The sequence below is a fragment of the Rhizobium sp. CB3171 genome, from assembly GCF_029714265.1.
Taxonomy (GTDB): domain Bacteria; phylum Pseudomonadota; class Alphaproteobacteria; order Rhizobiales; family Rhizobiaceae; genus Rhizobium.
In genome coordinates, this window is sequence record NZ_CP121653.1 from 103,372 (window position 1) to 116,783 (window position 13,412).

General features: G+C 61.6%; 14 protein-coding genes. 6 read left to right on the top strand and 8 right to left on the bottom strand.

Translation table 11 applies throughout. The features are described from left to right. Positions 1-59 precede the first annotated feature (59 nt). From QA648_RS19755 to QA648_RS19780, 6 genes are all read left to right on the top strand, one after another. Positions 60-1,313: an ABC transporter substrate-binding protein gene (locus QA648_RS19755; protein ID WP_283053107.1), complete on the top strand. Its 1,254-nt coding sequence runs from the start codon at positions 60-62 to the stop codon at positions 1,311-1,313. Positions 1,314-1,383: 70 nt separating this feature from the next. Continuing rightward, positions 1,384-2,250, top strand: a complete 867-nt coding sequence (locus tag QA648_RS19760; protein WP_104826027.1) for a branched-chain amino acid ABC transporter permease — start codon at positions 1,384-1,386, stop codon at positions 2,248-2,250. Continuing rightward, the gene (locus tag QA648_RS19765; RefSeq protein ID WP_283053110.1) at positions 2,247-3,284 is read left to right on the top strand and encodes a branched-chain amino acid ABC transporter permease; all 1,038 of its coding nucleotides are present in this window, start codon (positions 2,247-2,249) and stop codon (positions 3,282-3,284) included. Before QA648_RS19760 ends, QA648_RS19765 begins: the two co-directional genes overlap by 4 nt. After that, complete coding sequence (locus tag QA648_RS19770; protein ID WP_283053112.1) at positions 3,281-3,985, top strand: ATP-binding cassette domain-containing protein; 705 nt, start codon at positions 3,281-3,283, stop codon at positions 3,983-3,985. The genes QA648_RS19765 and QA648_RS19770 overlap by 4 nt, the downstream gene beginning before the upstream one ends. A 1-nt stretch (position 3,986) precedes the next feature. Continuing rightward, positions 3,987-4,703, top strand: a complete 717-nt coding sequence (locus QA648_RS19775; protein ID WP_283053114.1) for an ABC transporter ATP-binding protein — start codon at positions 3,987-3,989, stop codon at positions 4,701-4,703. Positions 4,704-4,741: 38 nt separating this feature from the next. Continuing rightward, complete coding sequence (locus QA648_RS19780; RefSeq protein ID WP_283053116.1) at positions 4,742-5,686, top strand: helix-turn-helix domain-containing protein; 945 nt, start codon at positions 4,742-4,744, stop codon at positions 5,684-5,686. 41 nt (positions 5,687-5,727) lie between these two features. On the opposite strand, the gene QA648_RS19785 is transcribed toward QA648_RS19780, so the two are convergent. The 8 genes from QA648_RS19785 to gabD form a co-directional block, all read right to left on the bottom strand. Continuing rightward, positions 5,728-6,117: a nuclear transport factor 2 family protein gene (locus QA648_RS19785; protein ID WP_104826032.1), complete on the bottom strand. Its 390-nt coding sequence runs from the start codon at positions 6,115-6,117 to the stop codon at positions 5,728-5,730. A gap of 7 nt (positions 6,118-6,124) precedes the next feature. After that, on the bottom strand, positions 6,125-6,904 hold the full coding sequence (locus QA648_RS19790; RefSeq protein WP_283053119.1) for a MoaF C-terminal domain-containing protein: 780 nt from the start codon (positions 6,902-6,904) through the stop codon (positions 6,125-6,127). A gap of 16 nt (positions 6,905-6,920) precedes the next feature. Next, positions 6,921-7,709 carry an SDR family oxidoreductase gene (locus QA648_RS19795; RefSeq protein ID WP_283053121.1) on the bottom strand — a complete coding sequence of 263 codons (789 nt, stop codon included), beginning with the start codon at positions 7,707-7,709 and terminating at the stop codon, positions 6,921-6,923. Positions 7,710-7,877: 168 nt separating this feature from the next. Further along, positions 7,878-8,684, bottom strand: coding sequence for a 4-hydroxy-2-oxoheptanedioate aldolase (gene hpaI / locus QA648_RS19800; protein ID WP_104826035.1), 807 nt, complete (start codon positions 8,682-8,684; stop codon positions 7,878-7,880). A gap of 11 nt (positions 8,685-8,695) precedes the next feature. Continuing rightward, entirely contained in the window at positions 8,696-9,499 is an 804-nt protein-coding gene (hpaH, locus tag QA648_RS19805) for a 2-oxo-hept-4-ene-1,7-dioate hydratase (protein ID WP_283053123.1), read from the bottom strand. After that, positions 9,499-10,374: a fumarylacetoacetate hydrolase family protein gene (locus QA648_RS19810; protein ID WP_283053125.1), complete on the bottom strand. Its 876-nt coding sequence runs from the start codon at positions 10,372-10,374 to the stop codon at positions 9,499-9,501. Before QA648_RS19810 ends, hpaH begins: the two co-directional genes overlap by 1 nt. 9 nt (positions 10,375-10,383) lie before the next feature. Next, positions 10,384-11,790: a pyridoxal-dependent decarboxylase gene (locus QA648_RS19815; RefSeq protein WP_283053127.1), complete on the bottom strand. Its 1,407-nt coding sequence runs from the start codon at positions 11,788-11,790 to the stop codon at positions 10,384-10,386. 153 nt (positions 11,791-11,943) lie between these two features. After that, positions 11,944-13,395 carry an NADP-dependent succinate-semialdehyde dehydrogenase gene (gene gabD, locus QA648_RS19820; protein ID WP_283053129.1) on the bottom strand — a complete coding sequence of 484 codons (1,452 nt, stop codon included), beginning with the start codon at positions 13,393-13,395 and terminating at the stop codon, positions 11,944-11,946. Positions 13,396-13,412 lie beyond the last annotated feature (17 nt).

A 13,412-nucleotide genomic window follows, 5' to 3' on the forward strand; every position in this document is an offset into this window, starting at 1 on the left:
GCCGGAAATTGGGGAAGCAAAGAGCCCGTGGGGAGCGGGACAACAAACTGGAGGAGACAATGCCTATCAATCTGAGAGGGCTGGCAATCGGCCTTTTGCTGACGCTGGTTTCTGCGTTCAGCGCACATGCGGCCGCATCCTGCGGCGATAATAGCGGCAAGCCGGCAACGGGCGAGCCGATCGTCATCGGTGCCATTACCGGCAAGACCGGACCCGACGATTTTTCCAATTCCACCAAGGCGGCAAAGGCCTATTTCGATTGCCTGAACGCCAATGGCGGCATCAAGGGCCGACCGGTTAAATATCTGGTCGAGGACGATCAGTGGAACCCGGAGATCTCCGCGCAACTGGCGGCAAAGCTCGTCAACGACCAGAAGGCCGTGCTGATGGTCGGCAATTCCAGCTATGTCGAGTGCGGTGCGAACGCCGATTTCTACAAGAAATCGGGCATTCTTGTCGTCGCCGGCGTCGGCGTGCCGCGTGAGTGCTATTTTGCTGAAAATTATGCGCCGACCAATGCCGGACCGCGCGTCTCTATGCTCGGCGCGATGGGCTATGCGCTCGACAAGCTGAATGCCAAGTCGGTCGTCTGCATCGGCCCGAACATTCCGAATGTCGGCACCTGGTCCTGCGACGGCGTGATGCTGCTCGCCAAGGAAAAGGGTTTTGCCGCCCAGACGATCCTCATGGATCCGGGCTCCGCCGACGCCACGTCGATCATCCTGCAGGCTGCTTCGAGCAAGCCTGATGTCATCGTGCTCGGCCTGTCGAAGGGCGTGACCGTGCCGCTGCTGACGGCTGCCGAAGAGCAGGGCCTCAATCAGACGATCACCTTCCTCAGCGCCGCCTCTGCCTATGATCTTTCGGTTCCATCGACCATCGGCTCGGGTTGGGACGGCAAGTTTTATGTCAACATGGAATTCAATGATCTCGAGGCAACGACGCCGGACAATCAGAACTGGCTCGCCGTCATGGACCAGTACGGCCAGAAGTCGGACCCGCGCGACACCTTTGCCCAGGCCGGTTATCTGGCGGCGCGCATTGCCGAAAAGGCGCTGATGACGCTCGATCCAGGCAAGATCGATCGCGAGACCGCCTCTGCCGCCGTGCGCCGGATCAAGGACTTCAAGAGCGATATCTTCTGCGCTCCCTGGTACTTCGGCGATGGCCAGCCGCGCCACAACGCCAATTCGACGACGCGCATGGCCGTCGCCGAGGGCGGAAAGTGGAAAGTCGTCTCCGATTGCGCACCCTCGCCCGATCCGGAGCTGAAGGACATCCGCGCCTTCGAAAAGTCCGCCGGCATCAACTGAGCCCTGACGCTTGCCATCGGTTCCGCGGCAGAAAAGTCGCGGGGCCGAACGACCCGAAAGGATCGATTCAATGAACCTTCTACCCTTCGTCATTTCCGGGCTGGGCATTGGCGCCGTCTATGCGCTGTCCGGCGTCGGGCTTGTCGTCCTGTTTCGAGCGACCGGCGTACTCAACTTTGCATTCGGTGCCGTCGGCGCAATCGGTGCGCATTGCGCCTGGCAATTGCTGGAGTGGAAGATGCCGCTCGCCATTGCCATCCTCGCCGCCGTTGCCGTCTCGACGGCGATCAGCTTTCTCTATGGCCGGATATTCGCGCCCATGCTGTCGCATCGCGATATCGTCGTGCGCGCCGTCGGCACCTTGGCGCCTGCGCTGATCCTGATCGCAATTATGGGCGTCATCTGGGGCGAGTTGCCGCGTCGCCTGCAGTTTCCGACCGACCAGATGTTCGTGTCGCTTTTCGCTGTGCGCCTCACCTTCACGCGCATCATCGCCATCATCCTCGCCGTCGTCATGGTCGTTGCCATTACGCTGCTTTTGACCCGCACGCGCCTGGGCCTCGACATGCGCGCGCTTGCCAATGATCGTGATCTCAGCGCCATTCTCGGCGTGCGCATCCTTTATACGGAGACCGCTGCCTGGATCATGACCGGCATCTTCTCGGGCTTTGCCGGCCTGTTGCTGGCCGATCTCGTCCGGCTGCAGGGAACCTTTCTGACTTTGCTGGTCATACCCGCAATCGCGGCTGCGATCCTCGGTCAGTTGCAGTCGCTGTGGCAAACGGCCGTTGCTGGCATTCTGATCGGCATCGCCGAAGCCGTGCTGACGCCGATCGCCTGGATATCGCCCTATCGCGCAGCGGCACCGTTTGTCATCGCGCTTATCGCAGTCACCATCCTGGGAGGCACCGCGAAAGTCGCGTTGAAGGACCGATGAGCATTCAGCAGCAAACAATCGACCCAACCGCCGAAGGCATATCGATGGTGCGCCTGCCCAAGCAGCTTCTTCATGTGCCCTTGACGATGTTGGCCCTTTCGATCCTCGTCGCCTGCCTTGCCAATTCCTTCTGGCTGTCCGCCGCAACCTCTGCCATCGCACTCTCGCTCTCGGTTGCCGGGCTCGCTATTCTTTATGGTCAGCTTGGTCTTGTCTCCCTTTGCCAATTCGCGCTTGTCGGTGTCGGCGGCTGGGTGACGCTTCGCGTCGGGCACGCTTTTCATCCGCCCTTCGAAGTCAGCCTGCTTGCGGGCGGTGTCGTCGCTTCGGTGGTGGGACTGGCATTCGGTGTGCCGGCACTGCGCCTGCGTGGCCTCTATCTCGCGCTCGTGACGCTGATGCTGGCCGGCGCCTTCCAGATCGTCATCAGTGCCTGGGGCTTCCCCGATGGCGGCCTCGGTTTTCTGGGCCGGGCGGATGGTTCTGGCCGCGCGATGCTGGCAAGGCCGGCAATCGCCGATGGAGAAGTCTCCTATTTCCTCTATGTCTGTGCGGTAGCGGCAATCGGCCTTTTGATCGCGCAGTGGCATAAGCTCGCCCGTCCCGGCCGCGCTTGGGCGCTTATCCGCAAGGGCGAGACGGTTGCTGTTGCAAGCGGCGTCAATGTGCTGATCTACAAGGCCTGGGCATTCGCATTGAGCGGCTTTCTCGCCGGCCTTGCTGGCGGTTTGCTGGCGGGCAATGTCGGTCAGCTCGACGGGCGCGCCTTCGGCGCCTTCGAAAGCCTCAATCTCTTCGCCCTTGCCATCGTCGGCGGTGTCTTCAATTGGTACGGCGCCGTCATTGCGGGCCTGCTGCTGCGTGCCGTGCCAGCGTTGCTCACCGATCTCGGCATTGACGGTTATGTCACGATCGGGATCTTCGGCGTCGCCTTGTTCCATGCCCTCGCAACCGCGCCGACGGGCGTTGCCGGTCAGATATCGGCTCTTATTGCCCGGCTGAATGCCGCTCTTTCCCGGGGGAGGGCACGATGATCAAGATCGACAATCTCATCGTCCAATTCGGTGGTATCAGGCCGATCAATGAACTCAGCGCCATGCTGACGGCCCCTGTCGCCGGCCTCATCGGCCCGAATGGTGCGGGCAAGACGACGTTGCTCAACGTACTCTCCGGGTTCGTGAAACCCATCCACGGCACAGTCTCGCTTGGCGAGCGGGCGTTGCTGCCGCTGACGCCACTGCAGCGGGTGCGTGCCGGCTTGCGCCGTTCATTCCAGACGGAGCAGGTGGTTGAGGATCTGACAGTTGCCGGTAACATCGCCGCAATCGCCGATCATGTCGTTAGCACCGGGTATCATGCCCGTGCGATCGACCAGGCTCTTACCTTTGTCGGCCTGACGGATGTTGCCGATCGGCTCGGCCAATCCCTCAATCTTTTCCAGCGCCGCCTCGTCGAGCTGGCAAAATGCGTGGTCGGCGAGCCGAAACTCATTCTGCTCGATGAACCGGCCGCGGGTCTGACAGAAGAGGAAGGCAAGGCCTTTCGCGAAATGGTGCTGCGCATTCCGGCGGAGTTCCGGGCGCAGGTGCTGATCATCGACCATGACGTCGATCTCATCCGGTCCATGTGCGGCGAAACCATGGTGCTCGATTACGGCAAGCTCCTGGCGCTCGGCCCAACGCAGACCGTGCTGGCCGATCCGAATGTCCGGCGCGCCTATCTGGGGGAGTTCTGACATGGACATCACATCCGAAGTCAGCGTCGAAAATCTCGTCGTCGAGCGCGGCGGCAAGCGCGTCATTCATGATGTTTCCTTTTCGGTCGCGGCCGGGAAGATCACGACGTTGCTTGGCGCCAACGGGTCCGGCAAGTCGAGCACGGTCATGGCCATGGCGGGCGTCCTGCCGCGTGGCGGTTCCGTGCGCCTGGGCATCACAGCGTTCGAAGGGTTTTCGCCCGACCGCATTCGCCGGGCTGGTCTTGCGCTCGTGCCGGAAGGGCATCGCGTACTCGGGCAGCTTTCCGTGGAGGACAATATTCTCGTGGCGGCGCTTGAGGGATCGGCTGCTGCGCGGCGGGAAGGTCTGGCGCATGCCTATGAAATCTTTCCGGAACTTTCGGAGCGGCGGCGCCAGTCGGCGTCGGATCTTTCCGGCGGTCAGAAGCAGATGGTGGCTATGGCGCAGGCCTTCATTGCCAAACCCCGTTTCATGATCGTCGACGAACTATCGCTCGGCCTGGCACCGGCCGTCGTCAAGCGGCTTGCCGAGGCGCTGAAAATCGCCGCCCGCCGCGGCATCGGCGTCCTGCTGATCGAGCAGTTTGCCAATCTCGCGCTCGATCTGGCCGATCAGGCTCTTGTTTTGGAGCGCGGGCGCCTCGTCTTTTCCGGCACCGCCGCGACGCTCAAGGCCCAGCCGGACATTCTGCATGGCGCTTATCTGGCAAGCTGAAGCGACGAAAATATCTCGCCTTTTTGGGGACAGCAATCATGGCCGCAGCACCTCATCGGCATGTCGACAGCGCTAGCGGCCGAGCGTTTGCGGGGCTGGCACGCAATCTCTTCGGCAATGTCCGGCTCGATTTTAGCACCGCAGATGAAGAAAAGAGCCGGCTGATCTCGGCCATGCTGGGCACTTGCCGGCTGACGCGGCTGGAGGCGGATCGGCATGTCGTCTTCGGCGATCATGTAATCGCAAGTCCGGACGATCCCGACACGATCAAGCTGATCGTGCAGACGGAGGGGAGCGCTTCGCTTTTGCAGGGCGGATCACATGCCCCGGTCTCGCAGAATGCGCTTGTCATCTACGACCCCAGCCGCCCCTATATGCTGACGAACAGCACGCCGGTTCGCCAATTGCTGTTGCAATTGCCGCGCCACGCGCTGCCCCATGCGGCCGTGGAACGATTGGCACAGCCTTTCACTGTCCATGCCGAGCAAGACGGCATGTGCCGAATTTTGCTCTCGCTCATGGACTCGACCTTCCATGAGATCGATCATCTTGACGAGGCTCGGCGTTCGAGTGTCGGCCAGACCATGATCGAGCTCGTGCGCACCATGATTGGCGCCGATCAGCAACAGGCTAGGCCGGTTGCCAATCCGCTGGGTGTGCTGCTGCAGCGGATCAAGGATTTCATCGATATCAATCTCGAATGGCCGGATCTGACGGTAACGATGATCGCGCGCCGCATGGGCTGCTCGGTACGTTACGTCTACCGTGCATTCGAGGTCGAGTGCCTGACTCCTTCGGATTACATCTGGGATCTGCGCGTGCAGAAAGCTGCGGCACAGTTGCAGGACGCCGACGGCTATGCGGGAGAAATATCCGAGATTGCCTTTGCTCTCGGCTTTTCCTCCAGCGCGCATTTTTCGCGCGCGTTCCGCCATCGCTACGGTGTTTCGCCGTCACAATGGCGCAAGGCCAGGATGTCCTAGACGGATAAGGTGGCCCGGCCAAAGCCGAGCCACCTTGTTCCTCATCGCATGGATTCGGCCACTCTCAGCGTATCCGTGAACTGCTCGAAACGCCGGATCTTGCCTCCCACCACGCCCCAGACATGCACGACACGGGCTTTGAAGGCCTTTCCGGTCTGCTTGTTCGTGCCGCTATAACCTCCGACGGCAACGACCTCGTCACCGGCGTCGAGAAGACGTTCGAGCGTGAAGGTGTATCCGTCGAAGGTCTGCCCGAGCGCCTGAAAGACGTTCTTGAAGATTTCCTGTGGGCCGACATAGGTGCCGGCGCAGGGAAAGCCATCCATCTCCGTCCATCGGCAATCGGAGGCGATGTCGGCGAGCATGCCATCCACGTCGCGGCGGTCGTTGGCGTCGTAATGCGCCTTTACGATATCGAATGCTTTGCGCATGGCGTCCTCACACAGGTTCTTGGCCGGGCAGGTAATAGGTCATCGACGCCTTGCGAATGAAGGCGCCGGCCGGGCTGTTCTGGATGCGGCCGTCGCCGGTAATGCCAAGGAATTTGCCTGTGGAACGCATATCATTGAAATTATAGAAGAAAGTGGATGCGACCGCGATCTTGAATTCGCGGAAAGTGAAGATGTAGAGGTTGTCGTCGAACTTATAGGTCGTGGTGAGATCAACGTCGCCGTGGCCGCGCTGCACGCCGACGAGGCATTGCCAAGCATAGCGCTGAGACGAGAGATAGGTGTGCTCGTAGACGTGGTTGGGACTGTAGGTGAAATGTGCCCTCAGCCCGATCAGATCGCGGCTCTCATGCGGCACCGGCCCGCTCGCCGCACCGCCCTCGATGACACCGGGTCGGAAGATCTGCGCGACCTGCGGCTCGCCGACAGAATCCTGGAGATCGCGAACGATGGAGTAGATGGAAAGCGCGCGGCGCGTTTCAGTGTTGAGGATCAGCGTCTCGGCCTCCTTGGGGCGACCGGCAAAGATGATCTCGACGAAATAGGTCTTCGGCGCTACTTCGATCACCTCGGACATGTCGGTGCCACCGTCCTTGCCGTCGGACCATCTGACTTCGCCCTTCACAAAGGCAAGCTCCAGCGTGCGACCGTCGTCGAACGAGATCCTGTGAGACGATCCGGTCAGGGCCTCCGTTGCAGGCAGGCGGTTCGTATCGATGCCATAGGCGAATTCGTCGTAGGTTTTCCAGTCCTTGGGATTCTGGTTCATCAGTGTCTCCTCCCTGTTATTCTGCAAATGCCAAGGTCGGCAGATCGACCGTGCCGGCGCCGCCGTCGACGGTTAGGACCGCCCCATTGATCATCGATGCTTCGCACGAAGCCAGGAAACAGACGGCATTGGCGGCGTCTTCTGCCGTTGCCGGTCGGCCAAGCGGTACGTCCTTGGTGACGAGCGCGTAGGCCTCCTCGATGCTGCTCAGCTTGTATTTCTCGACGATGAATTCCATCTGCTCGTCGGCCATGGCTGTCGTGACCCAGCCGGGGCAGACGCTGTTGGTGCGCACGCCCTTGCGGCCATAGTCGCGGGCCAGAGATTTCGCGAGGCCGATGCAGCCATGCTTCATGGTGACGTAGCCCGCCGCATCCGGCCCGGCGAAGAGCCCCGCAATCGAGGCGAGAACGACGATGTTGCCTCGCCTCCTGATGAGATGCGGCAGGGATTCACGGGCACTGACGAAGGCGGTGTTGAGATTGAGGCGGACGGCGAGGTCCCATGTTTCGTCCGACATGCTGACCGTCGGCCCAACGCCGTGACCGCCGGCATTGGCAATGAGGATATCGAGGCCTCCGAAGGTTTCTACGACCTTTTCGACAGCCGCTTTCATGGCGGCGCTATCGGCCGCATCAGCCACGACGACGGCAGCGCCGATCTCTTCGGCAACGGCGCGAAGCGGTTCAGGACGGCGACCTACGAGTGCGACATTGCCGCCCTCTTGCCGGATGCGGCGCGCGACCGCCGCGCCGATGCCCGTGCCGCCGCCGGTGATCAAGGCGGTCTTGTTCTTGAAACGCATGTTTCCTCCTCCTGGCTTTCCGGCTCATGATGACCGATGTGTCTGGAGGCGTCGCGTCCATCTCTGCAGTCCGTTTTGACTGAGCGTGCACAATGCAGCCCGCGCGGGGAATTCCCACGATTGGAAGCAGCCAAACGTGCAATGTCCGGGGAGGTTGGCTTCGGGAAATCAGTAGACTTTTGCATCCGCCGGAGGCTTGGCGGCATCCGCCTTCTTGAAGTCGTCGAGGAGCTTGGTGGTTGCGTTGGCAAGCAGGGTGACGTCGTTGCCGATCGCGACGAAGGTCGCGCCAAGTTCGAGATAGCGTTTCGCAAGCGAGAGGTCGCCGATCAGAATGCCGGCCGCCTTGCCGTGCGACTGGATCTTCGCAAGCGCCTTTTCGACTTCTGCCTGCACTTCAGGTGCGCCCGGCTTGCCGAGATAGCCCATATCAGCGGCGAGATCGGCGGGGCCGATGAAGATTCCATCGACGCCCTCGGTCGAGGCGATGTCATCGAGCGCGGCAAGCCCGGCGCGGTTTTCCACCTGCAGGAGCAGACAGATTTCGTCATTGGCGGTCGGCAGATAGTCCGGAATACGGTTAAAGGCGGAGGCACGGGCAAGCGCTGCACCGACGCCGCGCACGCCATGCGGCGGATATCGCACTGCCCTGACCATGGTCTCGGCCATCTCCTTGCTGTCGACCATCGGGATCAGTAGGGTCTGAGCGCCGATATCGAGCATCTGCTTGATGATCCAGGTCTCGCCGATCGGCGGGCGGATCACCGCATGGCTGGCAGTGCCCTTCATCGCCTGCAATTGCGACACGAGAAGCGGCACATCGTTCGGTGCATGCTCGGCGTCGAGCAGCAGCCAGTCGTATCCGGCGCCGGCGCAGATCTCGACGGTGTAGGCATTGGCAAGCGCCTGCCAGAGGCCGATCTGCGCCCGCCCTTCCTTCAGGGCCTGTTTGAAAAGATTCTTGGGCGCCGGCATGCTTCACTCCCTCATGCAAAGAACAGGCTGACCGAGCCGTAGGGACCGAAATCGGCATTGATCGTGTCGCCGTGCCGCGCCTCGATCGGGCGGATGAAGGAGCCGGCGAGCACGATCTGGCCGGCTTCGATGCCATCGCCATATTGCGACAGTCGATTGGCAAGCCAGGCGATGCCGCGTGCGGGCTGGTTGAGCACGCCGGCGCCAAGGCCGGTTTCCTCGACCTCGGCATTGCGGCTGACGATCGCGCCCATCCAGCGCATGTCGATCTGGTCCGGCCGCACGGCGCGACCACCGGTGACGATGCCGGCATTGGCGGCGTTGTCGGAGATGGTGTCGACGATGGTGCGCGCCTTCTTCGTCTCCGGATCGACCCGGAGGATACGGGTATCCAGGATTTCGAGGGCAGGCGTCACGTAGTCGGTAGCGTTGAGCACATCGAAGATCGAGATATCAGGCCCCTTGAGCGGCGCCTTCATCACGAAGGCGATCTCGGCCTCGATGCGCGGCTGGATGAAGCGATCGGCCGGTACGGTCGCACCATCCTCGAACACCATATCGTCGAAGAGCACGCCGGAATCGGGGATATTGATGTTGAGGGCATATTGCATCGCCTTCGATGTCAGCCCGATCTTCCAGCCGATCGGCTTGCGGCCGGCGGCAATCTTCTTCTGCACCCAGGCGCTTTGGACGGCATAGGAATCGTCCATGGTCATTTGCGGGTGCTTGAGCGAGAGAAGACCGGTCTGGACACGGGTCCGCTCGGCCTGATCGAGGCTTTCGGCGGCTGCCTGGATTTCGTCATGGGACAGCATCAGAGCACCTCGTCGGCGATGGTGTTTTTCAGGATGCCAATGCCATCGGCTTCGACTTCGACGACATCGCCGGGTTTCAGCCAGATCGGCGGATCGAAGCGGGCGCCGGCGCCCGTCGGCGTGCCCGTGACGATGACGTCGCCGGGGGCGAGCGTGGTGAAGGTGGAGATGTAGTTGATGATCTTGCGGAAGGAGAAGATCATCCGGCTCGTGCGGTCGCTCTGGCGCACTTCGCCATTGACGCGAGTTTCGAGTTGAATATCGGCCAATTGGCTGTCATCGCGATAGGGCACCAGCCAAGGTCCGATCGAACCAGTGCGATCGAAGTTTTTGCCCTGGGTGACGTTGAACTTCGCATGGCGCACCCAGTCACGAATCGTGCCTTCGTTGCAGAGCGACAGAGCCGCAATGTGGGAAAGGGCATCGGCTTCGGCAATGCGGCGGCCGCCCTTGCCGATGACGATGACGATTTCGCCTTCATAATCTAGCTGCGGGCTTTCCGGCGGTCGGATCAGCGGCTGGTCATGCCCGGTGAAGGAGCGCGGAAAACGGATGAAGAGGGAGGGGTTGGAAGGGGCTGCCTGCCCATCCTTGTATTCCTCGTTGCGGTCGGGGAAGTTGACCCCGACGCAAATGATCTTTTCCGGCGACGGAATGGGAATTTCGAAGCGGATGTCGTCCAGCGCGAAATCCGGCTTCAGCGCCTTGCCTTCCTCGGCGAGTTGAGCGAGGTGACCGGCCTCGATGACTTCGCGGAGCGTCGGCCATGTTGCGCCATGGCGGGCAGAGAGGTCGACGACACCATCGGTCTTGACGAGACCATATTTCAGGGTGCCGTGGTGAGAAAAGCTGGCGAGGCGGGGCCGTTCGGTCAAAATGGTCTCCTATGTCAAACTGCGGGCAATCTCGGTGATCACCGTGAAGGCCATGTCGGCGTCATCGCGGGTCATCTCGAACTGGCCTGCCTGGAAGCGAATAGCGATACGCCCGTCGACGCGTGTTTGCGTGAGATAGATGCGGCCATCGTCGTTGATGGCGTTGACCAGCGCAATATTGTGCCGGTCGACGTCCTCACCGCATTTGTGGCGGAAGGAGAAGAGCGAGAGCACCGGTTCGCTAACGAGTTCGAAATCCGGTTCGGCGGCAAGTCGTTTTGCCAGTTCTTCCGACCAGGCCACATGGTTGCGGATCATTGTGCGCAGCCCTTCAAGCCCGTGATAGCGCATGAGAAACCAGAGTTTCAGCGCGCGAAAACGACGGCCGAGCGGCACGGACCATTCGGAGTAGTCGATGATGCCGTCATGGCCATGCGTCTTCAGGTATTCCGGCTGAATGGCGAGCGTGCGTACCTGGTCTTCCGGGCTGCGGATGAACTGTACCGAGCAATCGAAATTGGCACCGAGCCATTTGTGAGGGTTGAAGACGATGGAGTCCGCAGCCTCGACACCATCCCAAAGCCTGCGGAACTCCGGGCAAATCATCGCGGAGCCGGCCCAGGCGGCGTCGACATGCAGGTAGAGCCCGTGCGCCTTCACGACTTCCGCAACGGCGCGGATCGGGTCGCAGGCGCCGATAGAGGTGCCGCCCGTGCAGGCGATGACGCCGGCCGGAATATGGCCGGCGGCAAGGTCGGCCTTGATCGCGGCATCGAGCGCTTCAGGGTCCATGCCGTTGAGCGGACCCTTGGTGGGAACGCGCACGAGATTCGCCTCGCCGATGCCGGCTATCCAGATCGCCCGGTCAATGGAGGTGTGCACCTGTTTGGAGGCATAGACGCGTACGGCCTTGTGCGCTGAAAGCCCGTCGCTGTTGCCCTTCCAGCCGAGAGCTTTTTCGCGCATCACCAGCACGGCTGCGAGCGTCGCAGTTGAGGCGGAATCCTGGATGACACCGGCAAAACCATCCGGAAGTCCCATAGCTTGTCGCAGCCAGTCGACCACGCGAGTTTCAAGCTCCGTCGCCGCCGGCGATGTCTGCCACAGCATGCACTGCGCGGCGATGGAGGTGACGAGATAGTCTGCGATTACCGAGACTGGTGCGGCATTTGCCGGGAAATAGGCGAAGAAGCGAGGATGCTGCCAGTGCGTCAGGCCATCCGGAATGATGCGCTCGAAATCGGCAAAGATCGCCTCCATGGCCTCGCCCGCTTCCGGTGCCGCATCAGCGATTTGCCGCGCGATGTCGCCAGGCTTCGTCCGCGCCCGTACAGGCCGCTCGCGCAGGCCCGCGCGATAATCGGTGCCCCAGTCGGCGACTTTTCGAGACCAATGACGGAATTCTTCGCTGTCCATATATCATTCCCTATTTGGTACTGCGTTGTCTCGGCGCTGTGCCATCCCCTGCGCAATGTTCCACGGCGAACAGCCGGCTCTTTCAAATTGCTGCAGCCTCGCCTTGAGACTAAAGCTGGGATGGGTCATGCTTATCTCGGGCCTTCCTTGGCCTCAGACGACGCCGCCGAGGCAGACATATTTGATTTCGGTGAACTCCTCGATGCCGTAGCGCGATCCCTCCCGGCCGAGACCGGAAAGCTTGACGCCGCCGAAAGGCGCTTCGGCCGTCGAGATCAGGCCGGTATTGACGCCGACCATGCCGTATTCGAGCGCTTCTGCGACGCGGAAGACGCGGGCGAGGTCCTTGGCATAGAAATAGGAGGCAAGACCGAATTCGGTGTCGTTGGCCTGGGCAATGACATCGGCCTCGTCCTTGAAGCGGAAGAGCGGAGCCACCGGTCCGAAGGTCTCTTCCTTGGCGACAGCCATGGCGGGGGTAACATTGGCCAGCACCGTCGCCTCATAAAAGCGTCCGCCGAGCGGATGGCGATGACCGCCGGCAACGACACGGCCGCCCTTGGAAAGCGCATCGGCGACATGTTCCTCGACCTTGGCAAGGGCTGCTTCGTCGATCAGCGGGCCGAGATTGATGCCTTCGTCGAAACCATTGCCGGTCTTCAGCGCGCCGACCGCTTTGGAGAGCTTTTCGGCAAAGGCATCGTAGACGCCGTCCTGCACATAAAGACGGTTGGCGCAGACGCAGGTCTGGCCGTTGTTGCGGAACTTGGCGATCAACGCGCCTTCGACGGCCGCATCGAGATCGGCATCGTCAAACACGATGAAGGGCGCATTGCCGCCGAGTTCCAGCCCGAGTTTCTTGATGGTCGGCGCGCTCTGCCTGTAGAGCTCGGCGCCGACTTCGGTCGAGCCGGTGAAGGTGAGCTTGCGCACGACCGGGCTTGCGGTCATCTCGCCGCCGATGGCGCGGGCCGAGCCGGTCAATACGCTGAACAAGCCCTTGGGCAGGCCGGCGCGTTCGGCAAGGACCGCAATCGCGATCGCCGAAAATGGCGTCTGCGAGGCGGGCTTCAACACCATGGCGCAGCCGGCGGCAAAGGCAGGACCGGCCTTGCGGGTGATCATCGCATTCGGGAAGTTCCAGGGGGTGATCGCGGCAACCACGCCGATCGGCTGCTTCATCACCAGAATGCGCTTGTCCTTCTGGTGGCCGGGAATGATGTCGCCATAGACGCGACGGGCCTCTTCGGCAAACCATTCGATGAAGCTGGCGCCATAGGCGATCTCGCCCTTGGCCTCGGGCAGCGGCTTGCCCTGTTCGGCCGTCAGGATGCGGCCGAGATCATCCTGGTTTTCCATCATCAGCTCGAACCAGCGCTTGAGGATGCCGGAGCGTTCCTTGGCGGTGCGGGCGGCCCATTCCTTCTGGGCAGCTTCGGCCGCGGCAATCGCCTTTTTGGTCTCCGCAGCCCCCAGATTGGGAACGCGGCCGATGATCTCACCGGTCGCCGGATTATCGACCTTGATTGCGTTGTCACCTGCCTCGATCCAGTCGCCACCGACCAATGCGGCCTGCCGGAACAATGTTGCGTCTTTTAAATGCATGACGGCCTCCTCGCATC